The 23,551-nt window shown below is 60.4% G+C and carries 26 protein-coding genes; 15 read left to right on the forward strand and 11 right to left on the reverse strand.

All coding sequences use genetic code 11. The annotated features are described in order from the left end of the window. Positions 1–39: 39 nt before the first annotated feature. Both H8F23_RS11225 and H8F23_RS11230 read left to right on the forward strand, forming a co-directional pair. Entirely contained in the window at positions 40–525 is a 486-nt protein-coding gene (locus H8F23_RS11225; protein WP_095050193.1) for a chemotaxis protein CheW, read from the forward strand. Next, entirely contained in the window at positions 526–918 is a 393-nt protein-coding gene (locus H8F23_RS11230) for a DUF2802 domain-containing protein (RefSeq protein ID WP_093439804.1), read from the forward strand. It abuts the gene before it with no gap. Positions 919–1,015: 97 nt separating this feature from the next. Here H8F23_RS11230 and H8F23_RS11235 read toward each other — a convergent pair whose 3' ends face one another. Then, on the reverse strand, positions 1,016–1,345 hold the full coding sequence (locus tag H8F23_RS11235; protein WP_141128997.1) for an EscU/YscU/HrcU family type III secretion system export apparatus switch protein: 330 nt from the start codon (positions 1,343–1,345) through the stop codon (positions 1,016–1,018). Continuing rightward, positions 1,342–2,916, reverse strand: coding sequence for a flagellar hook-length control protein FliK (fliK, locus tag H8F23_RS11240; RefSeq protein WP_194934431.1), 1,575 nt, complete (start codon positions 2,914–2,916; stop codon positions 1,342–1,344). Before fliK ends, H8F23_RS11235 begins: the two co-directional genes overlap by 4 nt. A 197-nt stretch (positions 2,917–3,113) precedes the next feature. Between fliK and ccmA the strand changes: the two genes are divergently transcribed. From ccmA to H8F23_RS11300, 12 genes are all read left to right on the forward strand, one after another. Continuing rightward, positions 3,114–3,749: a cytochrome c biogenesis heme-transporting ATPase CcmA gene (ccmA, locus tag H8F23_RS11245; protein WP_194934432.1), complete on the forward strand. Its 636-nt coding sequence runs from the start codon at positions 3,114–3,116 to the stop codon at positions 3,747–3,749. Further along, positions 3,746–4,414, forward strand: a complete 669-nt coding sequence (gene ccmB / locus H8F23_RS11250; RefSeq protein WP_007919970.1) for a heme exporter protein CcmB — start codon at positions 3,746–3,748, stop codon at positions 4,412–4,414. Before ccmA ends, ccmB begins: the two co-directional genes overlap by 4 nt. 78 nt (positions 4,415–4,492) lie before the next feature. Beyond that, positions 4,493–5,248 (forward strand): heme ABC transporter permease, encoded by a 756-nt coding sequence (locus tag H8F23_RS11255; protein WP_016987487.1) that lies wholly within the window; start codon positions 4,493–4,495, stop codon positions 5,246–5,248. Further along, positions 5,245–5,421, forward strand: coding sequence for a heme exporter protein CcmD (gene ccmD / locus H8F23_RS11260; RefSeq protein WP_003222944.1), 177 nt, complete (start codon positions 5,245–5,247; stop codon positions 5,419–5,421). Before H8F23_RS11255 ends, ccmD begins: the two co-directional genes overlap by 4 nt. Beyond that, on the forward strand, positions 5,418–5,873 hold the full coding sequence (gene ccmE, locus H8F23_RS11265; RefSeq protein WP_123452761.1) for a cytochrome c maturation protein CcmE: 456 nt from the start codon (positions 5,418–5,420) through the stop codon (positions 5,871–5,873). Before ccmD ends, ccmE begins: the two co-directional genes overlap by 4 nt. 3 nt (positions 5,874–5,876) lie before the next feature. Next, positions 5,877–7,865 (forward strand): heme lyase CcmF/NrfE family subunit, encoded by a 1,989-nt coding sequence (locus H8F23_RS11270; RefSeq protein WP_194934433.1) that lies wholly within the window; start codon positions 5,877–5,879, stop codon positions 7,863–7,865. Continuing rightward, positions 7,862–8,398 carry a DsbE family thiol:disulfide interchange protein gene (locus H8F23_RS11275; RefSeq protein WP_166222385.1) on the forward strand — a complete coding sequence of 179 codons (537 nt, stop codon included), beginning with the start codon at positions 7,862–7,864 and terminating at the stop codon, positions 8,396–8,398. The genes H8F23_RS11270 and H8F23_RS11275 overlap by 4 nt, the downstream gene beginning before the upstream one ends. After that, entirely contained in the window at positions 8,395–8,865 is a 471-nt protein-coding gene (locus tag H8F23_RS11280) for a cytochrome c-type biogenesis protein (RefSeq protein WP_095050203.1), read from the forward strand. Before H8F23_RS11275 ends, H8F23_RS11280 begins: the two co-directional genes overlap by 4 nt. Beyond that, positions 8,862–10,064, forward strand: a complete 1,203-nt coding sequence (gene ccmI, locus H8F23_RS11285) for a c-type cytochrome biogenesis protein CcmI (RefSeq protein WP_194934434.1) — start codon at positions 8,862–8,864, stop codon at positions 10,062–10,064. The genes H8F23_RS11280 and ccmI overlap by 4 nt, the downstream gene beginning before the upstream one ends. Positions 10,065–10,089: 25 nt before the next feature. Beyond that, complete coding sequence (locus tag H8F23_RS11290; RefSeq protein WP_016987493.1) at positions 10,090–10,494, forward strand: hypothetical protein; 405 nt, start codon at positions 10,090–10,092, stop codon at positions 10,492–10,494. Positions 10,495–10,701: 207 nt separating this feature from the next. Further along, complete coding sequence (locus H8F23_RS11295; protein ID WP_194934435.1) at positions 10,702–10,914, forward strand: type II toxin-antitoxin system HicA family toxin; 213 nt, start codon at positions 10,702–10,704, stop codon at positions 10,912–10,914. Then, positions 10,914–11,318: a type II toxin-antitoxin system HicB family antitoxin gene (locus H8F23_RS11300; protein WP_186625199.1), complete on the forward strand. Its 405-nt coding sequence runs from the start codon at positions 10,914–10,916 to the stop codon at positions 11,316–11,318. The genes H8F23_RS11295 and H8F23_RS11300 overlap by 1 nt, the downstream gene beginning before the upstream one ends. A 69-nt stretch (positions 11,319–11,387) precedes the next feature. Here the strand turns inward: H8F23_RS11300 and H8F23_RS11305 are convergent, their stop codons facing one another. After that, positions 11,388–12,575 carry an MFS transporter gene (locus H8F23_RS11305; protein WP_194934436.1) on the reverse strand — a complete coding sequence of 396 codons (1,188 nt, stop codon included), beginning with the start codon at positions 12,573–12,575 and terminating at the stop codon, positions 11,388–11,390. Between the two features lie 241 nt (positions 12,576–12,816). On the opposite strand from H8F23_RS11305, the gene H8F23_RS11310 reads away from it, so the two are divergent. Continuing rightward, on the forward strand, positions 12,817–13,437 hold the full coding sequence (locus tag H8F23_RS11310) for a DUF5666 domain-containing protein (RefSeq protein ID WP_194934437.1): 621 nt from the start codon (positions 12,817–12,819) through the stop codon (positions 13,435–13,437). Positions 13,438–13,680: 243 nt separating this feature from the next. On the opposite strand, the gene H8F23_RS11315 is transcribed toward H8F23_RS11310, so the two are convergent. From H8F23_RS11315 to gcl, 8 genes are all read right to left on the reverse strand, one after another. Next, entirely contained in the window at positions 13,681–14,679 is a 999-nt protein-coding gene (locus H8F23_RS11315) for a sulfate ABC transporter substrate-binding protein (RefSeq protein WP_194934438.1), read from the reverse strand. 104 nt (positions 14,680–14,783) lie between these two features. Beyond that, entirely contained in the window at positions 14,784–15,608 is an 825-nt protein-coding gene (locus tag H8F23_RS11320; protein ID WP_016987501.1) for an ion transporter, read from the reverse strand. Positions 15,609–15,629: 21 nt separating this feature from the next. Beyond that, positions 15,630–16,544 (reverse strand): urea transporter, encoded by a 915-nt coding sequence (locus H8F23_RS11325; RefSeq protein ID WP_194934439.1) that lies wholly within the window; start codon positions 16,542–16,544, stop codon positions 15,630–15,632. A 151-nt stretch (positions 16,545–16,695) separates the two neighbouring features. Then, on the reverse strand, positions 16,696–18,111 hold the full coding sequence (pyk, locus tag H8F23_RS11330) for a pyruvate kinase (protein WP_186625207.1): 1,416 nt from the start codon (positions 18,109–18,111) through the stop codon (positions 16,696–16,698). Beyond that, positions 18,108–19,382 carry a glycerate kinase type-2 family protein gene (locus H8F23_RS11335; protein ID WP_194934440.1) on the reverse strand — a complete coding sequence of 425 codons (1,275 nt, stop codon included), beginning with the start codon at positions 19,380–19,382 and terminating at the stop codon, positions 18,108–18,110. The genes pyk and H8F23_RS11335 overlap by 4 nt, the downstream gene beginning before the upstream one ends. 160 nt (positions 19,383–19,542) lie before the next feature. Next, entirely contained in the window at positions 19,543–20,436 is an 894-nt protein-coding gene (locus H8F23_RS11340; protein ID WP_007919937.1) for a 2-hydroxy-3-oxopropionate reductase, read from the reverse strand. A gap of 127 nt (positions 20,437–20,563) precedes the next feature. Next, positions 20,564–21,346, reverse strand: a complete 783-nt coding sequence (hyi, locus tag H8F23_RS11345) for a hydroxypyruvate isomerase (protein ID WP_016987505.1) — start codon at positions 21,344–21,346, stop codon at positions 20,564–20,566. A gap of 180 nt (positions 21,347–21,526) precedes the next feature. After that, positions 21,527–23,302 (reverse strand): glyoxylate carboligase, encoded by a 1,776-nt coding sequence (gene gcl / locus H8F23_RS11350; RefSeq protein ID WP_194934441.1) that lies wholly within the window; start codon positions 23,300–23,302, stop codon positions 21,527–21,529. Positions 23,303–23,551 lie beyond the last annotated feature (249 nt).

Consider the following 23,551-nt stretch of genomic DNA (forward strand, 5'->3'; position numbering starts at 1 on the left):
CACACACCGCTCAGAGCGGTTTTTTCGAGGGGTCAGGGTATGAGTAGTCAGGCGACGAATGCAAAAGGTTCTGAAGATCCGATCCTGCAATGGGTGACCTTCAAACTGGACAACGAGACTTACGGCATCAACGTGATGCGCGTTCAGGAAGTGCTGCGCTACACCGAGATCGCTCCGGTGCCGGGCGCGCCAAGCTACGTGCTGGGCATCATCAACCTGCGCGGTAACGTGGTCACCGTGATCGACACCCGTCAGCGCTTCGGCCTGAGCACCGGCGAGATCAGCGACAACACCCGTATCGTCATCATCGAAGCCGACAAGCAAGTCGTCGGCATCATGGTCGACAGCGTGGCCGAAGTGGTTTATCTGCGTCAGTCGGAAATCGAGACGGCGCCGAACGTTGGCAACGAAGAGTCGGCCAAGTTCATCCAGGGCGTGTGCAACAAGAACAACGAGTTGCTGATCCTGGTCGAGCTGGACAAGATGATGAGCGAAGAAGAATGGTCGGAACTGGAGAGCATCTGATTGATTCTCGAGGTCGCGGTCATTGTTCTGTTCCTCTTCTGGGCAGGCACACTGGCAATGTTTGTGTCGTACATCAAGGCGCAGCGGGTGATCGCTGCGCAACAGGCTCAGGGCGATGCGTTGCGTGACCAGCGCATCAAAGACCTGGCCAAGCGTGTCGACGACTACCAGAACGGCAACGTGCGCATGGGCGACGCCCTGCACGAGTTGCGCGCGGTGGTGAATCCGTTGCCGGACAAGATTGTCGCGCTTGAACAACGCGACCCGTCGAGCCTGTCATTCGCCCAGGCGGCGAAACTGGTGGGCATGGGCGCAAGCGTGGATGAACTGACTCAGTCGTGTGGGTTGACCCAGGCTGAGGCGGAGTTGATGCGCAAGCTTCACAAGAACTAGAAGCAAGATCAAAAGATCGCAGCCTTCGGCAGCTCCTACAGGGAAACGCATTCCAATGTAGGAGCTGCCGAAGGCTGCGATCTTTTGCTTTTAAGGCTTAATAATCATCGCCGCGCAGGGTCACATCTTTCTCGACCATCGGCGCATTCGGGTCCTGCCCCTCGGGGAATTTGCCCTTCAGGTTCCACGCAAACGCGATAATCTCGGCGATGGTGCGGTACAACTCTTCGGGAATGCTGTCGCCCAGTTCCATGCGCGCCAGCAAGCGCACCAACTCAGCGTTTTCATAAATCGGCACTTCACAGTCGCGAGCAATGCGCAGGATTTCTTCGGCCAGTTCATCATCACCTTTGGCGGTGAGGGTTGGCGCGTGGTTGCCGTCGTATTTGAGGGCGATGGCCTGGCGTGGGGCAGTGGAATCGTTCATGCGGTTTCGTCGACCCAGCGATGTTCAAGACGGGTTTGGTTGCCTTGCGGCGGGGTGCCATGGTGGCAGTCGATGTCGCCGACGTTGAGCCCTCGATCGAGCAGGCGCTGGCGCAGGGCAAACAGGTTGTTTTCGATGAGGTCGGCGGTGTACGGCCGTTCGGCCCACAGTTGGCTGGACAGACTGCCGGCGATCAGTTGCGCCTGAATCTGCATCGGCCCGAGCGGCTCCATGTCGAACGCCAGATCGACGCGCCACAGTTGCTGCTTGGGTTCGCGCTCGTCGCGGCGTTCGTTGGGTTGCGGTTCTCGCTCCGGCGCTTCTTCACGCTGAAACTTGACCTGCAACGGCACGATGTCCTGCAGATTGCGCATGGGAATTTCCAGTTGCCAGGTGCTGAGCAGGCGCCCATCGTCGGTGACGCCGGTCTGCTCCAGGCTCGACAGTTGATGGCTTTGCAGGCGTGAAACAGCGGCAGCAGCGAGGCGCAACAATTGCTCCAGATCGCCTTCGCCGTCCAGGCTTTGCAGCAAACGCTCGGGCAGCGGGAAGCTGCTTGGCACCGGTTTCGCGCTGACCTGACCGAGCATGCCGAGCGCATTACGCACGAAACTCGGCAGCGCTTGCGCCAGGGTGTTGGCGGCGATGATCGCGTTGAAACTGGTGCTGCTCGGCAGGCCCGGGGTCAGTTGTGCGATCAGCTTGAGCAGATCGGCTTTCATGTCCGGTGCCAGCGTCGGGTTCTGCCCGGTCAGCAGTTTGCCTTCGAGGAACACGCCGCTGTTGGCCAGCGCAAGGGCCACGCCTTTGGCGGTGCTCAGTTGTTGCACGTCCGGGAGGCTGGCAAGGAGCTTGTCGACCACCGCGCGTAGATCCGCAGAGGTTTGGTCGGTGGCGGGTGGCAGGTTTTGCAGCGCGTTCAACACCCCGCTCAGCGACGCCTGACGACTTTGCTGGCCGAGCAGTTGCTGACTCACGGCCAATTGTTCCTGACGGCTGCTCATTGGCAGGAATTTCAGGGTTTGTGCGTCTTCGACCAACGCCGACAGCAAAGTGCCGATGCGCAGCGGCTGCGGGCTGTCGATGGTCAGTGTGCTGCCGCTCTGCGCGGTGTTGAGCAAACTGACCAAGGAGCGGAACACCGCTGCCTGCCCCGGCGTCTGCGGCAGCGCCTGCGAGGTCAGCACTTTGCCTTGCAGCAGCGTACCGACCGGCAATTGCGCGGTGTCGATGCGGGTGAGGGCGGCGACGCTGCTGGCAATGGCTTGTTGCACAGTAATCGCCAGATTGCCCGCCGAGGGCTGAGTGATCGCCAGACTGGTGCCTTGGGGTAGCGGCAGATTGCTGGTCGCTTGCACGGTGGTCTGGCGTCCGCCGTCGACGGTCACCTTGAGTAATAACTGAAAAGTCTGATCCGCCTGCTTGAGCGACAACACCTCGGCCTTGGCGCTTTGCCCTGCGCCGATCAGGCCTTCGACCGGGGTCAGCAGCTTGAGCAGCTCACCGACCTGCGGGCGAGCGGTCGCCGGGGTGGTGGGCGGGAGCGGGAGGATGTTTATTTCGCCTGTCATACGCGGACACAACCTGAGGAAAATGCACTCTTGAGAGTAAGGCACGACATGTATAATGCCGCCCGTCTTGCGCTTCGAATAAAAAACATAGCAATTGTTTGACCCAGCTCTCTAGATCGAGCCGTCAATGCATCTATGCTGCATCTCTTTAACGGCCGCGCCAGAGCCGACTTGAACCGTATAAGGCCCGTGATCCCTTGACCAGTCCTGTCCTGCAAACCGTTGCCCTCGCGTGTGAACGTGATCTGCGGCTGCTCTTCGAAAATCTCGAATTGAGACTCGCCAGTGGCGATATGGTGCAGATCAGCGGACCCAACGGCAGCGGCAAGACCAGCCTTTTGCGCCTGTTGTCCGGGTTGATGCAGCCGACCGCCGGGCACGTCCTGCTCAATGGTCAGCCGCTGACCGAACAACGCAGCGAACTCGCACGCAATCTGCTGTGGATCGGCCACGCCGCCGGGATCAAGGATTTGCTGACCCCGGAAGAGAATCTGTCGTGGCTCTGCGCCCTGCATCATCCCGCCGAACGCGAGGCCATCTGGCAAGCGCTGGCAGCTGTAGGATTGCGCGGTTTCGAAGATGTTCCCTGCCACAGCCTGTCTGCCGGTCAACAACGCCGCGTGGCGTTGGCACGCCTGTATCTGGACAGCCCGCCGCTGTGGATTCTCGATGAGCCGTTCACCGCGCTGGACAAGCAAGGCGTGGCGCAGCTCGAAGAACATCTGGCCGGGCACTGCGAACGCGGTGGTCTGGTGGTGTTGACCACGCACCACACGCTGAGCCTGATGCCGGCCGGTTATCGCGACATCGATCTGGGGAACTGGGCAGTATGAGTGTGTTTGGCCTGCTGGTTGCCCGTGAATCCCGACTGCTGTTTCGCCGCCCGGCGGAACTGGCCAATCCGCTGATTTTCTTCGCCATCGTCATCGCTTTGTTCCCGCTGGCCGTCGGCCCGGAAACTCAAGTGTTGCAAAACCTGTCCCCCGGGTTAGTCTGGGTGGCGGCGCTGTTGTCGGTCCTGCTCTCGCTGGACGGGCTGTTCCGCAGTGATTTCGAAGACGGATCCCTGGAACAGTGGGTCCTTTCGTCGCACCCGCTGCCACTTCTGGTCTTGGCCAAGGTGCTGGCACACTGGCTCTTCTCCGGTCTGGCACTGGTTCTGCTCTCACCGCTGCTGGCGTTGATGCTCGGTTTGCCTGCCGCCTGTCTGCCGGTTTTGCTGCTTTCGTTGCTGCTGGGAACACCGGTGCTGAGCTTGCTCGGCGCGGTGGGCGCGGCACTGACGGTCGGTTTGAAGCGTGGCGGCCTGTTGCTGGCGCTGCTGATTCTGCCGTTGTACATCCCGGTGTTGATCCTTGGCAGTGGCGCCTTGCAGGCAGCCCTCCAAGGCATGCCGGCGACCGGGTATCTGCTGTGGCTGGGTAGCCTGACCGCCCTGGCGATCACCCTGACACCGTTTGCAATAGCTGCTGGCCTGAAGATCAGCGTCGGCGAATAATGAGGTCTGGTTAAAATTTAACCAGCAAAGACCCTGAGACTGCTCACACCGATGAGCGGCACCCGTGATGGAAACAGTATGAACTGGACCTGGTTTCACAAGCTCGGCTCGCCCAAGTGGTTCTACGGCATCAGCAGCAAGTTCTTGCCATGGCTGAGCATCGCAGCGTTGCTGCTGATTGGTGTCGGCGTCGTTTGGGGCCTGGCTTTCGCGCCGCCGGATTATCAGCAAGGCAACAGCTTTCGCATCATCTATATCCACGTGCCGGCCGCGATGCTCGCTCAGTCGATCTACGTGATGCTGGCGGTGTGCGGTGTGGTCGGGCTGGTGTGGAAGATGAAACTGGCCGATGTCGCCCTGCAATGCGCCGCACCGATCGGCGCGTGGATGACCGCCGTAGCGCTGGTCACCGGGGCGATCTGGGGCAAACCGACGTGGGGCTCGTGGTGGGTCTGGGATGCGCGCCTGACCTCGATGCTGATTCTGCTGTTCCTGTATTTCGGCGTGATCGCGCTGGGCAATGCCATCAGCAACCGCGACAGCGCCGCCAAAGCCTGCGCGGTGCTGGCCATCGTTGGTGTGATCAACATCCCGATCATCAAATACTCGGTGGAGTGGTGGAACACCCTGCACCAGGGCGCGACCTTCACCCTCACCGAAAAACCGGCGATGCCGGCCGAGATGTGGCTGCCGCTGTTGCTGACCGTTTTGGGTTTTTACTGCTTCTTCGGCGCCGTGCTGTTGCTGCGCATGCGTCTTGAAGTGCTCAAGCGTGAGGCCCGCGCCAGTTGGGTGAAAGAAGAAGTGCAGCACAGTCTGGAGGCCGCTCGATGAGTTTTGCTTCATTCGGCGACTTCCTCGCCATGGGCCATCATGGCCTGTATGTCTGGTCGGCCTACGGCATCTGTCTGGCGGTGCTGATCCTCAACGTGGTGGCGCCGATCGCGGCCCGCAAGCGCTATCTGCAACAAGAGGCGCGTCGTCTGCGCCGGGAGAACGGCAAGTGAATCCGCTGCGCAAGAAACGTCTGATCATCATTCTGGCCATTCTGGTCGGGGTCGGCGCTGCCGTCGGCCTGGCGCTCAGCGCCCTGCAGCAGAACATCAATCTGTTCTACACGCCGACGCAGATCGCCAACGGCGAAGCACCGCAAGACACGCGCATCCGCGCTGGCGGCATGGTTGAGAAGGGTTCGCTGCAACGTTCACCGGACTCACTGGACGTCAAATTCGTCGTCACCGATTTCAACAAATCCGTGACCATCACCTATCGCGGCATCCTCCCGGATCTGTTCCGCGAAGGGCAGGGCATCGTCGCCCTCGGCAAGATCAACGCCGAGGGCGTGGTGGTGGCCGATGAAGTGCTGGCCAAGCACGACGAGAAGTACATGCCGCCGGAAGTGACCAAAGCCTTGAAAGACAGCGGTCAGTCCGCACCAACGCCTGCAAAGGAGGGTTGATCGATGACCTCGGCAATTTTTATTCCTGAGCTCGGCCATCTGGCGATGATTCTGGCGCTGTGTTTTGCGCTGGTGCAGGCCGTGGTGCCATTGGTCGGTGCCTGGCGCGGCGACCGTTTCTGGATGAGTCTGGCCCAGCCGGCCGCGTGGGGGCAGTTTGCTTTTCTGCTATTTGCGTTCGGCATTCTGACCTACGCGTTCATGACCGATGACTTCTCCGTCGCCTATGTCGCCAACAACTCCAATACCGCTTTACCGTGGTATTACAAATTCAGCGCCGTGTGGGGCGCCCACGAAGGCTCGTTGCTGCTGTGGGCACTGATTCTTGGCGGCTGGACGTTCGCGGTGTCGGTGTTCTCCCGCCAGTTGCCGCAAGTCATGCTCGCCCGCGTGCTGGCGGTGATGGGCATGATCAGCACCGGTTTCCTGTTGTTCCTGATCCTCACGTCCAACCCGTTCAAACGCATCCTGCCGCAAATGCCGAGCAACGGCGCTGACCTCAACCCATTGCTGCAAGACATCGGCCTGATCGTTCACCCGCCGATGCTGTACATGGGCTACGTCGGTTTTTCGGTGGCCTTCGCTTTCGCCATCGCCGCGTTGATGGGCGGTCGCCTTGATGCGGCGTGGGCGCGCTGGTCGCGTCCGTGGACTATCGTCGCCTGGGCCTTCCTCGGCATCGGCATCACCCTCGGTTCGTGGTGGGCTTACTACGAACTCGGCTGGGGCGGCTGGTGGTTCTGGGATCCGGTGGAAAACGCCTCCTTCATGCCTTGGCTGGTCGGCACCGCGCTGATCCACTCGCTGGCAGTCACGGAAAAACGTGGCGTGTTCAAGAGCTGGACGGTGTTGCTGGCGATTGCGGCGTTCTCGCTGAGCCTGCTTGGCACGTTCCTCGTGCGTTCCGGCGTGCTGACCTCGGTGCATGCGTTTGCCTCTGACCCGGAGCGCGGCGTGTTCATCCTGATCTTCCTGTTGTTTGTGGTCGGCGGCTCGCTGACGCTGTTCGCCCTGCGCGCACCAGTGGTGAAGAGCCAGGTTGGCTTCAACCTGTGGTCGCGGGAAACCCTGCTGCTGGGCAACAACCTGGTGCTGGTCGTGGCCGCGTCGATGATCTTGCTCGGCACGCTGTACCCGCTGATTCTCGATGCCCTGAGCGGCGCCAAGATGTCGGTTGGCCCGCCGTACTTCAACGCGCTGTTCATCCCGTTGATGGGATTGTTGATGGTGGTGATGGCGATCGGCGTGATCGTGCGCTGGAAAGACACGCCGGTGAAATGGCTGGCCGGCATGCTGACCCCGGTATTGCTCGGCAGCGTCGCGCTGGCCGTGGTGGCTGGTGTCGCTTACGGCGATTTCAACTGGGCAGTGATCGCGACCTTCCTGCTCGCCGCGTGGGTGTTGCTCGCCGGTGCGCGCGACATCGTCGACAAGACTCGCCACAAAGGTTTGATCAAAGGCCTGCCGACGCTGACTCGCAGCTATTGGGGCATGCAGATCGCGCACCTGGGCATCGCCGTGTGTGCGTTGGGCGTGGTGTTGTCGAGCCAGAACAGTGCCGAGCGTGATCTGCGTCTGGCGCCGGGCGAGTCGATGGATCTGGCCGGTTATCACTTCATCTTTGAAGGCGCCAAGCACTTCGAAGGACCGAACTTCACGTCTGACAAAGGCACCATTCGGGTGATCCGCGACGGCAAGGAAATCAGCGTGCTGCACCCGGAAAAACGTCTGTACACCGTGCAGAGTTCGATGATGACCGAAGCGGGCATCGACGCCGGTTTCACTCGTGACTTGTATGTCGCATTGGGCGAGCCTCTGGATAACGGCGCGTGGGCCGTGCGCGTGCACGTCAAACCGTTCGTGCGCTGGATCTGGTTCGGCGGTTTGCTCACAGGTTTGGGTGGTTTGCTGGCGGCGCTGGATCGACGTTATCGGGTCAAGGTGAAAGCCAAGGTGCGTGAAGCACTGGGCATGACGGGAGCGGCTGCATGAGACGTTGGTTGATGCTGGTGCCACTGGCGATTTTCCTGCTGGTGGCGGTATTTCTTTATCGCGGTCTGTACCTTGATCCGGCGGAGCTGCCGTCGGCGATGATCAACAAGCCGTTCCCGGAGTTTTCGTTGCCGGCGGTGCAGGGTGACAAGACCCTGACCAAGGCTGACATTCTCGGCAAACCGGCGCTGGTCAATGTCTGGGGCACCTGGTGCATTTCCTGCCGGGTCGAGCATCCGGTGCTGAACAAACTCGCCGAGCGCGGTGTGGTGATCTACGGCATCAATTACAAGGACACCAACGCCGATGCCTTGAAGTGGCTGGCCGAATTCCACAATCCGTACGTGCTGGATATCCGTGACGACGAAGGCTCGCTAGGCCTCAATCTGGGTGTCTACGGTGCACCGGAAACCTTCTTCATCGACGCCAAGGGCATCATCCGCGACAAATATGTCGGCGTGATCGACGAGCAGGTCTGGCGCGAAAAACTCGCCGCCAAGTATCAGGCGCTGGTCGATGAGGCCAAGCCATGAAGCGCTTTCTGGCTGCCGTGGTTTTGGGCTTGAGTCTGGCCGGCGTCGCCCATGCCGCGATCGATACGTATGAGTTCGCCAAAGAAGGTGATCGCGAGCGTTTCCGCGAACTGACCAAGGAACTGCGCTGCCCCAAGTGCCAGAACCAGGACATCGCCGACTCCAACGCGCCGATTGCCGCGGACCTGCGCAAAGAGATTTTCCGCATGCTCGGCGAGGGCAAGGACAATCAGCAGATCATCGATTTCATGGTCGATCGCTACGGTGATTTCGTCCGCTACAAACCGGCGCTCAACGCCAAGACCGCACTGCTGTGGTTCGGCCCGGCAGGGCTGTTGCTCGGTGGTTTGGTGGTGATCGCGGTGATTGTTCGTCGTCGTCGCGGCCAGCGCGCCGAAACCCCGCAAGCGCTGTCCAGCGAAGAGCGTCAGCGCCTCGACCAACTGTTGGATAAAAACCAAGAATGATTGATTTCTGGCTTGCCGCAGGGCTGTTGCTTCTGGTCGCCCTGAGTTTTCTGCTGATCCCGGTGCTGCGTGAACGTCGCGCCCAGCGTGAAGAGGATCGTACTGCCCTGAACGTTGCGCTGTATCAGGAGCGCGTCGCCGAATTGCAGTCGCAACAGGCTGAAGGTGTACTCGACGCGGCACAAATGGACAGCGGCCGCGCCGAGGCGGCGCGTGAGTTGCTGGCGGATACCGAAGGCGTTGCCGCACCGCGTGTGTCGAAGCTGGGTAAACCGTTGCCGTTGTTGGCGGCTGTGTTGGTGCCGGTGTTGGGCCTGGGCCTGTATCTGCATTTCGGTGCGGCCGACAAGGTCGAACTGACCCGCGAATTCGCCCAGGCACCGCAGTCGATGGAAGAGATGACCCAGCGTCTGGAACGTGCCGTCGCGGCACAACCGGATTCTGCAGAAGGCCTGTATTTCCTTGGCCGCACCTACATGGCTCAGGAGCGTCCGGCGGACGCGGCGAAGATGTTCGAACGCGCTGCCAACCTTGCCGGTCGCCAGCCGGAACTGCTCGGCCAGTGGGCGCAGGCGCAGTATTTTGCGGATGGCAAGAAATGGTCGGCGAAGATTCAGGCGCTGACCGACGAAGCGCTGAAGGCTGATCCGAAAGAAGTCACCAGCCTCGGTCTGCTCGGTATCGCCGCGTTCGAAGGCGAGCGTTATCAGGAAGCCATCGACTACTGGACCCGCTTGCTGGCGCAATTGCCGCCGGAAGACAATTCCCGCGCGGCGCTGCAAGGCGGGATCAAACGTGCCGCCGAGCGTCTGGAGGCCAGCGGCGGCAAAGTCGCTCAGGCACCGCAAGCCGCGAAAGCTGCGCTGTTGAAAGTCAGCGTCGATCTGGCCAGCGAACTCAGAAGTAAAGTGCAACCGGGCGACAGCGTGTTCATTTTCGCCCGCGCCACCTCCGGTCCACCGGCACCGCTGGCCGCCAAACGCCTGACCGTGGCCGATCTACCGGTGACCGTCGAACTGGGCGATGCCGACGCAATGATGCCGCAGTTGAAACTGTCGAACTTCCCTGAAGTCCAACTGGTTGCGCGCATCTCCCGCGCCGGCCAACCGACTGCCGGCGAGTGGGTCGGTCGCAGCGGCCCTTTGGCCAGCAGCACCACTGCGCTACAAAAACTGACCATCGACAGCCCGGACAAATAGCCGGACACAACAGGAAAGCACCGCCATGCACACCATCGCCCGAATCACAGTCCTCACACTGGCCCTGGGCTTGAGTGCATGTGCGGTGCAACGACCGGAACCGACGACCAACCTGCCGCCGATCCCGCCTTCGCAGCCGAGTCCGACCCCATCGACTTCACCGACCCCAGGCAAAAGCATCCCGGCAAAACCGGCCAAGCCGGTCCCGCGCACCTCGGCCAGTTTCGCCCCGCCACCGGGCGGCAACAGCCACTGGGACCAGAAACTCGGCGTTTACGTCCTCGACGACCAGACCAACACCTTCTACCGCCAGCGCACCTACTACCGCTGGAACAACGGCTGGAGCCGCTCCGTCAGCCCCAACGGCCCGTGGGAAGACACCAACATCCACGGTGTGCCCCCGGGACTGGGCAAGCAGTTTGGGCAGTAAATGAAAACGGCGATCTTTGGATCGCCGTTTTGCTATGTGCCTGTTGGGTTCGCATAGAAATTGCTCAAGGAGGTGCTGCGCAAAGCTCAGGGTCTAGCGTTTCAATCACACTCTGTAAAACAACCGGGCGTCGCTTCCAGAATTTCTGTGCTTGAGTAAAGGTAACTCTAGAGTTATTTTTGTGAGGCCCAGGCAAGGAGGCGGTTGGTGCAGAGCAGGCAATTGATCAAGGAGCTGGAGGAGGCAGGCTGGACGTTGGATCGGGTCACCGGCAGTCATCACATTTTCAGGCACCGTTACAACCCTTACACGATTCCCGTTCCTCATCCGAAAAAGGATTTGCCGTTGGGGACGGTCAAAAGCATCAGGAGGCGTGCCGGGCTGTACAACCCGCCAGCCAGTTTCGAAGGAGATCCATAATGCAATATCCAATCTGTATCGAGTGGGGAGACGAGAACACTGCCATCGGTATTCAGATCCCCGATATTCCCGGCGCCGTTACAGCGGGGGATAGCTTTGAAGATGCCTACAACGCGGCGGTTGAAGTCGCCCACATCCTGCTGCAGGAGATTGCGGCGGACGGGGAGTCGATTCCTATGCCGACTTCGGCATCCGCTCATCGCAGTAATCCGGACTTTGCCGACATGGGTTGGGGCATGCTCGAGCTGGATATCTCGCCTTATCTCGGCAAGACCGAGAAGGTCAACGTAACGCTGCCCGGTTATGTGATTCAGCGCATCGATCGTTATGTGCGCGAGCACAACGTCAAAAGCCGCTCCTCCTTTCTGGCGGATGCGGCGATGGAGAAACTGGTTCGATATTGAATGGCGTCGCTCCCACGGGCGTAGTGAATAACCTGTGGGAGCGAGCCTGCTCGCGAAGCTTTTGCCGCCTTAAGCCGTCGCCAATGAACCACGCTGCGAAACACTCAAAAACCGCAACAACGCCAACAACGGAAACGCACTGCCGACAATCACGATCCACAGCCAGCCGCCATGCTCATACACCGCGCTGGCGACCGACGAGCCGAAGGCCCCGCCGATAAAGATGCTGGTCATGTACAGCGCGTTCAGCCGGCCTCGGCTTTTCGCGTCCAGCGAGTAGACCGCGCGTTGGCCGAGGACCATGTTCATCTGCACGCAGAAGTCGAGCACCACGCCGGTCACGGCCAGGCCGATGACGCTGTAGGCCGGGTGGATGAAGGCGGGGAGGAAGCTCAGGCTGGCGAAGACCATGGCCAGCAGCGAAGCGATGCGGGTGTGGCCGGCGTCAGCCAGGCGTCCGCTGATCGGCGCGGCGATGGCACCGATGGCGCCGACCAGGGCGAAGATCGCGATCTCGCTTTGCGACAAACCATGGTTGCGTGCCAGTTCCAGCGGCACGGCAGTCCAGAACAGGCTGAACGTGGCGAACATGCAGCCCTGATAAAACGCCCGTTGGCGCAGTACTGGTTGCTGGCGCAATAGCGTCCACAGCGAGCCGATCAACTGGCCATACGTGGCGCTGTGATCAGGCTGACGCTTGGGCACGGTCAGCGCCAATACCACGCTGATCGCCGCCATCAATGCGGCGGCAATCATGAACATCGCCCGCCAGCCGAGATGGTCAGCGACCACGCTCGACACCGGCCGCGCCAACAGAATACCCAGCAGCAAACCACCCATGATCCCGCCAACCACACGACCGCGAGACTCTTCCGGCGCCAGATGCGCTGCCAGTGGAATCAGAATCTGCACCGACACTGAACTGAAACCCACCAGGAGCGAGATCAGCAGGAACACATTCGGCTGATCGGTAAACGCCGCCGCCAACAGGCTGGCAATCGCCACCACGGTGGTGATGATCATCAACCGGCGGTTCTCCAGCAGGTCGCCCAGTGGCACGAGGAAGAACAGGCCAAGCGCATAGCCAATCTGCGTCAGCGAGACGATGAAACTGGCCATGGTGTCGGAGAGGCCGATGTCCGGCGCGATCAGGCCGATGATCGGCTGTGCGTAGTAGATGTTGGCAACGATGGCGCCGCAGCAGAAGGCGAACAGCAGCACCATGCCTCGGGTCATTGCGTGAGTGGTGGTGGTCATAAGGTTTCTCGATCCAGCGAAAGAATGCGCTAAGGCTATGGGGCAAACCGGAGGGGCAGAAGACGCCTTCGGTTGATATCAGTTATTCCGTTGCGCAATGACGGGGTGCTAGCAGCGTGTCATCCATCGGCGGACCTTGCGTCCGACCGTTGCGGGTCGATGATACATTCACTTACATCCTGTTCGATAGCGTGCTTATGTTTGCATTGGCTTGTTCAACATTCATGACCGGAGGATTGCAATGTTTCGTCAGACGCTTCGCTACACCGCAACGATTGCCCTCATCAGCCTGCTGGGCGCGATGAGCGCACAGGCCGCCGACGCACCGGGCATGCGCCTCGGCGTGCGCGGCGAGATCACCGGGGTCAGCGCCGACACCTTGAAAGTCCACGTCAACAGCGGCGAGTACGTGGTGATTCAGTTGACCGGTGACACCAAGGTCCGCGCCGTTACCCTCGCCAATATCGAAGATATCAAACCTGGCAGCTACATCGGCTCGGCGGCGATGCCGCAGGAGGACGGCACGCTCAAGGCGCTGGAAGTGCATGTGTTTCCGCCGGAGCTGGCGGGCAGCGGCGATGGTCATCGACCTTTCGATCTGGCCAAGGGCAGCAGCATGACCAATGGCAGCGTCGGCGATCTGGTGGTGAGCAACGGGCGGGTGCTGACGGTGAACTACAAGGGCGGGCAGCAGAAAATTCTGGTGCCGGAGGATGTGCCAATCGTTAATTTGACGCCGGGGGATCGGAGTTTGCTGAAGGTTGGGGTGAAGATCGTTACGTTCGTCACGCAGGGTGCGGATGGCACGCTGACGGCGCAGTCGATTTCTGCGGGTAAGGATGGGGTGACGCCGCCGATGTGAAAGCAGACCCTCACCCTAACCCTCTCCCAGAGGGAGAGGGGACTGATTGGGGGATGCTTCATAGGTACGCCGACCTGAACGTGCTCTGGCGAATCCATAATCGACGCAATCTTTCAGGTCGATGTAACTCGCCAGACACCTCGGTCGGCCCCCTCTCCCTCCGGGAGAGGGCTGGGGTGAGGGTAAAGCGGCCACAAAAAAAGGCGACCACTTTGGATCGCCTTTTTCATGCCAACCTAAACCTTACTGCCCGCTATAAATCTGATCGAAAACCCCACCATCATTGAAGTGCGTCTTCTGCACCGTACGCCAGTCACCAAAGGTCTTCTCAACCGACAAGAAATCAACTTTCGGGAAACGGTCGGTGTACTTCGCCAGCACCGCCGGGTCACGTGGACGCAGGTAGTTTGCCGCCGCGATCTCCTGACCTTCTGGCGACCACAGGTACTTCAGGTACTCATCCGCCGCCGCACGCGAGCCTTTCTTGTCGACCACTTTGTCGACCACCGACACCGGAGGCTCAGCCTCAGCCGAAACACTCGGATAGATCACTTCAAACTGATCACGACCAAACTCGCGGGCAATCATTTCCGCTTCGTTTTCGAAGGTCACCAGCACGTCGCCGATCTGGTTGGTCATGAAGGTCGTGGTGGCGGCGCGGCCACCGGTATCCAGCACCGGCGCTTGCTTGAACAGTTTGCCGACGAAGTCTTTGGCCTGGCTCTCGTCGCCACCGTTCTTCAGCACATAACCCCAGGCCGACAGGTAGGTGTAGCGGCCGTTACCCGAAGTTTTCGGGTTCGGCACGATCACTTGCACGCCATCCTTGAGCAGATCCGGCCAGTCTTTGAGCGCTTTCGGGTTGCCTTTGCGCACGATGAACACGGTGGCCGAGGTGAACGGTGCGCTGTTGTTCGGCAGACGCGTGACCCAGTTCTCCGGGACCAGTTTGCCGTTGTCGGCGAGGGCGTTGATGTCGGTGGCCATGTTCATGGTGATGACGTCAGCCGGCAGGCCATCGATCACCGAACGCGCTTGCTTGCTCGAGCCGCCGAAGGACATCTGCACAGTGATGTTTTCGTTGTGCTCGGCTTGCCAGTGTTTCTGGAACGCAGTGTTGTAGTCCTTGTAGAAATCGCGCATCACGTCGTAGGAAACGTTGAGCAGCGTAGGGGCTGCCTGAGCGATGTTGGCCAAGGCCAGGCCGGCGGCGAGAAGTGAGGCGCCAAAGAGTTTTTTCACTGCGCATTCCTTGTTTTATCTGTGTAGGAGCAGGGGGTGATGTTCATTTGCCACTGACTATAACGGCGCGCGCATAGTCGTTTAAAGATTAAAAAGCTCTTTGCTTATTCCAGTTTCTTGAACAGCGCATTGCCGCATCGCGAGCAAAAAGCGGCGCCGTGTTCATGGCTGTTTTTCTTGCACACCGGGCAATCGTGTTGCAGCTGTTCGCCGCGCATGGCGTTGGCCAGTTCAGCGGTGAAAATCCCGGTCGGCACGGCGATGATCGAGTAACCGGTGATCATCACCAGCGACGAAATCACCTGACCCAGCGGGGTCTTCGGCACGATGTCGCCGAAGCCCACCGTGGTCAGCGTGACGATCGCCCAATAGATGCCTTTGGGAATGCTGGTGAAGCCATGCTCGGGGCCTTCGATCACATACATCAGGGTGCCGAACACCGTCACCAGGGTGCAGACGCTGACCAGAAACACCACGATCTTCTGCTTGCTGCCGCGCAGCGCCGACATCAGATAATTGGCTTGCTTGAGGTACGGGCTGAGCTTGAGCACGCGGAAAATCCGCAGCATGCGGATGATCCGGATAATCAGCAGGTACTGCGCATCGCTGTAATACAGGGCGAGGATGCCCGGCACGATCGCCAGCAGATCCACCAGCCCGTAAAAGCTGAAGGCGTAGCGCAACGGCTTGGGCGAGCAGTACAGACGCAGGATGTACTCGCCGAGAAAGATGATCGTGAAGCCCCACTCGATGTAGGCCAGCACGTCGGCATAATTCTGGTGAATGCTGTCGATACTGTCGAGCATCACGATCACCAGACTGGCGAGGATGATCAACAGCAGGATGCCGTCGAAGCGACGCCCGGCGAGGGTGTCGCTCTGGAAAATCATGACGTAAAGCCGTTCACGCCAACTGTTGCTGCTGTCCATGGATAACGCCTGAATCGAAGATCAGCGCAGCCTAGGTTGATTCTCCCCGTGAGCGCAAGGCGCACGCTCGACGGTGGCTTTGCCGAGCATCTGAATCCCGGCGCGGATCAGCCAGCCGGCGAGGATAAACGGCGCAGTCAACGTGGCGAGGCCGATGGCGGCAAACAGCGGTGTAACCAGCAGCGCTAACACGATTCCGACTAGCGGCAGCCAGGGTTGTTGGCGTTGCGCGGAAAAGGCGAGGGCGGCGAGTACGGCGTTGTAGCTGCCGAGGCCTAACAGTGCAGCGCTGGTTTCGTGGTGCAGCAGACTGGAGCCGAGGCCGATCGCCGACGCCAGCAGCGCCCAGCAAAACGCCCGGCGATCAGCGATCAGCAAACCGATGGCGATCAATGCGCCGGCCAGTGGGTGACCGAGGAACATCACTTGGCCCAAACCGCGCAGTTCGGCGGCGAGCAGGTTCAGCGTGTTCATCTCGATGTGCGCCATCGGCGCCGACGGCTCGGCGAACAGCAGGAGGATCCAGCTCAATGCCACGAACGGTGAGGTGTAGGCCGGTATGGAGCGGCTGCTGTAGACGTGTTTGAGCCATTGCTGCGTGACCATTGCGCTCAAGCCGCCAGCGGCAAGAATCAGCGGTGGCAACATGGGTGACCAGGGGAAATAAAGGCTCAGCAGCAGGCCGAGCAAAATGCCGTTGTAGCTGAACAGTCCGGCCTGGCGATCAGCCTTGGCGTAGTTGCGCCGTTGTGCGGTGAGCAATCCGGCGACGGCACCGAGCAGCGCTCCGGCGAACAGCACGGGCGCCGTCAGCAGGATCGCCAACAGGCACAGCAGGCCGCACAGCGGATGACGCTGGAGGAATATTTGACTGAAACCGTTGAGCAAAGCCTCGGCCCAGTCGGGGCAGTGGGTGTTGAAATGATTGGCAGGCATGGCAGTTCATTCGGTACTGATCGTTCCCACGTCGAGGCGTCGAACCGTCTGCGTGGGAATGCCTCAAAGGACGCTCTGCGTCTGCTCTTGGGACGCAGAGCGTCCCGGGCCGCATTCCCACGCTGAGCGTGGGAACGATCATGGTGGGCGGTTAAATCAACGTTTCGATCCGCAGCGAGTTGGTCGAACCCGGCTGGCCGAACGGCACCCCCGCAGTGATCAGCAGTGTGTCGCCGCGCTCGGCCATACCCTGCGCCTGGGCGATTTCCAGCGCGGTCGAGCAAACCTCATCGACCTGACGCAGGCGATCGTTGACCACCGAATGAATGCCCCACGCCACGCTCAAACGCCGTGCGGTCTGCAGGTTCGGCGTCAGGTTGAGGATCGGCGCTTTCGGCCGTTCCCGCGCTGCACGCAAACTCGACGCACCGGACTCGCTGTAGTTGACCAGCACCGCCACCGGCAGCACGTTGCTGATACGACGAATTGCGCAGCTGATCGCATCGGAAACCGTCGCTTCAGCTTTCGGCCGGCTGACGTCGAGCTGGGTCTGATAATCCGGACCGTTTTCCACCTGGCGAATGATCTTGCTCATCATCTGCACCGCTTCGAGCGGGTATTCACCGGACGCGGTTTCCGCCGACAGCATCACCGCATCGGCGCCTTCGGCCACGGCGTTGGCAACGTCAGTCACTTCGGCGCGGGTCGGGGCAGGGGAGAAGCGCATCGACTCAAGCATCTGCGTCGCCACCACCACCGGTTTGCCGAGTTCGCGGCAGGTGGTGATGATGTTCTTCTGAATCTGCGGCACGCTTTCGGCCGGCACTTCAACGCCGAGATCGCCACGGGCAACCATGATCGCGTCGCTCAGTTCAGCGATTTCGCGCAGTTGCTCAACGGCCGAAGGCTTCTCGATTTTCGCCATCAAAAAGGCTTTGTCGCCGATCAGTGCACGGGCTTCGATAATGTCCTGCGGCCGCTGCACAAACGACAGCGCGACCCAGTCCACACCCAGTTCCAGACCGAAGCTCAAGTCACGACGATCCTTGGCAGTCAGTGGGCTGAGGTCGAGCACCGCTTGCGGCACGTTGACGCCTTTGCGATCCGACAACTCGCCGCCGTTGAGCACGGTGGTGTCGATCGCGTCAGCGTATTTGGTGACCACACGCAGACGCAGTTTGCCGTCGTCGAGCAGCAGGTCCATGCCCGCTTCCAGCGCTTCGATGATTTCCGGATGCGGCAGATTCACCCGGCGCTCATCGCCCGGTGTTGCGTCCAGATCGAGACGGAACGCCTGACCGCGATGCAGTTGCACCTTGCCGTCGGCGAACTTGCCGACGCGCAGTTTCGGTCCCTGCAAGTCCATCAGAATGCCCAGCGGGTAGTTGAGCTGGCGCTCGACTTCGCGGATCCACTGATAGCGCTTGGCGTGGTCGGCGTGATCACCGTGGCTGAAGTTCAGGCGGAAGATGTTGACCCCGGCTTCGACCAGTTCACGGATGTCTTCGATGCCATCGACAGCAGGCCCGAGGGTGGCGAGGATTTTGACCTTTTTATCAGGCGTCATGATTTGCAGCTCTCAAGGATCAGGATGGCGCGGAAGTCGTTGACGTTGGTGCGGGTCGGCTCGGTGACGATCAGCGCATCGAGCGCCGCGAAATAGCCGTAGCCGTTGTTGTTATCCAGCTCGTCGCTGGCGCTCAAACCGAGGGCGGCGGCGCGGGCGTAGCTGTCCGGGGTCATGATGGCGCCGGCGTTGTCTTCCGAGCCGTCGATGCCGTCGGTGTCACCGGCCAGCGCATAAACGCCCGGCTGGCCTTTAAGGCTGTCGGTGAGGCTGAGGAGGAATTCGGCGTTGCGCCCGCCACGGCCATTGCCGCGCACGGTCACGGTGGTTTCGCCGCCGGAGAGAATCACGCACGGCGCCGCCAATGGCTGGCCGTGATGGATGATCTGGCGGGCGATACCGGCGTGGACTTTTGCCACTTCGCGCGACTCACCTTCGAGGTCGCCGAGGATCAGTGTGCTGAAACCGGCCTGACGGCATTTCACCGCCGCAGCGTCCAGTGATTGCTGAGGTCGAGCGATCAACTGGAAGTGACTGCGTGCCAGGCTTGGATCACCGGGTTTCACGGTTTCCGACTCAGGGCTTTGCAGCCAGGTACGCACCGAGGCCGGGATCTCGATGCCGTAGCGTTTGATGATCGCCAAGGCTTCGGCGGACGTGCTTGGGTCGGCCACGGTCGGGCCGGAAGCGATGACCGTGGCGAGGTCGCCCGGTACATCGGAAATCGCGTAGGTATAAACAGTCGCGGGCCAGCAGGCTTTGCCGAGGCGGCCGCCCTTGATCGCCGAGAGGTGCTTGCGCACGCAGTTCATCTCGCCGATGGTCGCGCCGGATTTGAGCAGAGCTTTGTTGATCGATTGCTTGTCGGCGAGGGTGATGCCTGCGGCCGGCAGCGCCAGCAGGGCAGAGCCGCCACCGGAGAGCAGGAAGATCACGCGGTCGTCTTCGGTCAGGTTGCTGACCAGTTCCAGCACGCGTTTGGCCACGGCCAGACCAGCAGCGTCCGGCACCGGGTGCGCGGCTTCGACCACTTCGATTTTTTCGCACGGGGCGCCGTGACCGTAACGGGTCACCACCAGGCCAGACACGTCACCTTCCCAGCAGCGCTCGACCACTTGTGCCATGGCAGCAGCGGCTTTGCCTGCACCGATGACGATCACCCGGCCAGTACGATCGGCAGGCAAATGGGCTTCGAGGACTTGGTTCGGATGGGCCGCGTCGATGGCTGTGGCAAACAGCTCGCGCAGCAGTTGTTGCGGATCGACCGACATGGCGGGCTCCCGGAATTCTTGTTATTCGAAAGGGCGGTAGAGATCCCTGTGGGAGCGAGCTTGCTCGCGAAAGCGATGGATCAGTCAACATCCATGCCGACTGATACTCCCTCTTCGCGAGCAAGCTCGCTCCCACAGGTTTAAGCGACGGGGCAGTGGCTTATTTGTTGTCGCGAATCGAGAAGTTGGCCATGTGCTCCAGACCCTTGATCAGCGCCGAGTGGTCCCAGTTGCTGCCACCGATGGCCGCGCAGGTGCTGAACACTTGCTGGGCGTTGGCGGTGTTCGGCAGGTTGATGTTCAGCTCCTTGGCGCCTTGCAGGGCCAGGTTCAGATCCTTCTGGTGCAGGCTGATGCGGAAGCCTGGATCGAAAGTGCCTTTGATCATGCGCTCGCCGTGCACTTCAAGGATCTTCGAGGAGGCGAAACCGCCCATCAGTGCTTCACGCACCTTGGCTGGATCGGCACCGTTTTTCGAAGCGAACAGCAGGGCTTCAGCGACGGCCTGAATGTTCAGGGCGACGATGATCTGGTTGGCGACTTTGGCGGTCTGACCGTCGCCATTGCCACCGACCAGAGTGATGTTCTTGCCCATGGCCTGGAACAGCGGCAGAGCGCGTTCGAAGGCATCGGCGTCGCCACCGATCATGATGCTCAGAGTCGCGGCTTTGGCGCCGACTTCACCACCGGACACCGGTGCGTCGAGGTACTGCGCGCCTTTCTCGTTGATCTTGGCGGCGAACGCCTTGGTCGCGGTCGGCGAAATCGAGCTCATGTCGATGACGATTTTGCCTTTGCTCAGGCCGGCGGCAACACCGTCGGCGCGGAACAGTACGTCGTCGACCTGCGGGGTATCCGGGACCATGACGATGATGAATTCAGCTTCCTGCGCCACTTCGCGCGGGTTGGCCAGGGCGACGGCGCCAGCGGCTACCAGGTCGGCCGGGGCGGCGTCGTGGTGCGCCGACAGGAACAGGCTGTGACCGGCTTTCTGCAGGTTCGAAGCCATTGGGTGGCCCATGATGCCGGTGCCGATAAATCCGATTTTAGCCATGAGAAAATCCTCTTGTTTTTATAAACAGCCGTAGGAGCTGCCGAAGGCTGCGATCTTTTGATTCTGCTTTTGAAGGTCAAGATCAAAAGATCGCAGCCTTCGGCAGCTCCTACAGGTTATGTATGGGTCAGATTGCGTTATGGGTTTTCAGCCAGCCCAGACCTGCTTCGGTGGTGGTCAGCGGCTTGTATTCACAGCCAACCCAACCCTGATAACCGATGCGGTCGAGGTGTTCGAACAGGAAGCGGTAGTTGATTTCACCGGTGCCTGGTTCGTTGCGCCCCGGGTTGTCCGCGAGCTGCACATGGTTGATCTCGCCCAGGTGCGATTGCAGGGTGCGGGCCAGATCGCCTTCCATGATTTGCATGTGATAGATGTCGTATTGCAGGAACAGATTGGCGCTGCCGACCTGCTCGCGAATCGACAGGGCTTGCGCTGTGTTGTTCAGGTAGAAACCCGGAATGTCGCGGGTGTTGATCGCTTCCATCACCAGTTTGATGCCCGCTGCCTGCAGCTTGTCGGCGGCGTATTTCAGGTTGGCGACGAAGGTCTTTTCCACGGTGGCATCGTCAACGCCTTGCGGGCGGATACCGGCCAGGCAGTTGATCTGGGTGTTGCCCAGCACTTGCGCGTAGGCAATCGCCAGATCGACCCCGGCGCGGAACTCTTCAACCCGGTCCGGCAGGCACGCGATACCGCGCTCGCCCTTGGCCCAGTCACCGGCCGGCAGGTTGAACAGCACTTGGGTCAGACCGTTGGCGTCGAGCCTGGCCTTGATTTCAGCGGAGCTGAAGTCGTACGGGAACAGGTACTCGACCCCGCTGAAACCAGCCTTGGCGGCGGCGTCGAAACGGGCAAGGAAATCCTGTTCGGTGAACAGCATGGACAGGTTGGCTGCGAAACGCGGCATGGTGGTCTCCTGAAAAACGGATGTGGCACGGTTGGTCAGACTGAACGCGATCAAGTCCCCTCTCCTGGGGGAGAGGGTTAGGGTGAGGGGGAATCCAGAGTCTGATCCGAATTTTGCGAGCACCGCAAAACCTTTCCCTCACCCCAGCCCTCTCCCGGAGGGAGAGGGGGCTAGTTACGATCAATCAAGCAGCGAAATCGCCGTTGGCGCATCGTTGCCGACCAGCGCCAGGTCTTCGAATTCGTTGACGGCGTTGATCTCGGTGCCCATGGAGATGTTGGTCACACGCTCCAGAATGATCTCGACGATCACCGGCACCTTGAACTCTTCGATCATCTGTTCAGCCTTGCGCAGGGCAGGGGCGATTTCCGAGGGTTCGAACACACGCAGTGCCTTACAGCCGAGGCCTTCAGCCACTGCGACGTGGTCAACACCGTAACCGTTGAGTTCCGGCGCGTTCAGGTTATCGAAGGACAGCTGCACGCAGTAGTCCATTTCGAACCCGCGCTGGGCCTGACGGATCAGACCCAGGTACGAGTTGTTCACCACGACGTGGATGTACGGCAGTTTGAACTGAGCGCCGACCGCCAGTTCTTCGATCATGAACTGGAAGTCATAGTCCCCCGACAGGGCCACGACTTTACGGCTCGAATCGGCCTTCACCACGCCCAGCGCTGCCGGAATGGTCCAGCCCAACGGGCCGGCCTGGCCACAGTTGATCCAGTGACGCGGCTTGTAGACGTGCAGGAACTGCGCGCCGGCAATCTGCGACAGACCAATGGTGCTGACGTAGCAGGTGTCTTTGCCGAACACCTGGTTCATCTCTTCGTAAACGCGCTGTGGTTTCACCGGCACGTTGTCGAAGTGGGTCTTGCGATGCAGGCTGGCTTTGCGCTGCTGGCAATCTTGCAGCCAGGCACTGCGGTTTTTCAGCTTGCCGGCGGCTTGCCATTCACGTGCCACTTCGATGAACACGGTCAGTGCTGCAGCGGCGTCGGAAACGATGCCCAGATCCGGCGTGAACACACGACCGATCTGCGTGCCTTCGATGTCGACGTGAATGAACTTGCGACCTTCGGTGTAAACGTCAACCGAACCGGTGTGACGGTTGGCCCAACGGTTACCGATCCCCAACACCACGTCAGATTTCAGCATGGTCGCGTTGCCGTAGCGGTGCGAAGTCTGCAGACCGACCATGCCCACCATCAACGGGTGATCGTCCGGGATGGTGCCCCAGCCCATCAGGGTCGGGATCACCGGGATGCCGGTCAGCTCAGCGAATTCAACCAGCAGATCGCTGGCGTCGGCGTTGATGATGCCGCCGCCGGCCACCAGCAATGGACGCTCAGCCTGATCGAGCAGAGCCAAAGCCTTTTCAACCTGAACGCGGGTAGCAGTCGGTTTGGCCAATGGCAGCGGTTGGTAAGCGTCGATGTCGAATTCGATTTCGGCCATCTGCACGTCGAACGGCAGGTCGATCAGCACTGGACCTGGACGGCCGGAGCGCATTTCAAAGAACGCTTTCTGGAACGCGTAAGGCACTTGGCCCGGTTCCAGAACAGTGGTCGCCCACTTGGTGACTGGCTTGACGATGCTGGTGATGTCGACAGCCTGGAAGTCTTCCTTGTGCATACGGGCGCGGGGTGCCTGGCCGGTAATGCAGAGGATTGGAATCGAGTCGGCCGAGGCGCTGTAGAGCCCGGTGACCATATCGGTACCGGCAGGGCCGGAAGTACCGATGCACACGCCGATGTTGCCGGCCTTGGTGCGGGTGTAGCCCTCGGCCATGTGCGAGGCGCCTTCCACGTGGCGAGCAAGGACGTGATCGATGCCACCGACTTTCTGCAAGGCGGAGTACAGCGGGTTGATGGCAGCGCCCGGGATGCCAAAAGCGGTATCAACCCCTTCACGGCGCATCACCAGAACGGCGGCTTCGATTGCTCTCATTTTGCTCATGGTTTTGTGCCTCTTTACGTTTTGTAATTGTATACAAGTGGCTTTGCGCAGAGTGTATTCACGGCGGACGGCGCAGGTCAATCCATTTTCTCAAGCGCCTGTTTCATTCGTCGGAAGCCTGTCTAACTGTGGCTTTTCGTCGCATGTGGCGCTTTTCGAGAATTATTGTATACAAAAAAATAATTCATTGTGTTCTATTTGTTGTATCGGCCTGCGGCAGACAACCGCAGGCCCACGACTTTCCCTATA

This window comes from Pseudomonas neuropathica (assembly GCF_015461835.1).
Classification (GTDB): Bacteria; Pseudomonadota; Gammaproteobacteria; order Pseudomonadales; family Pseudomonadaceae; genus Aquipseudomonas; species Aquipseudomonas neuropathica.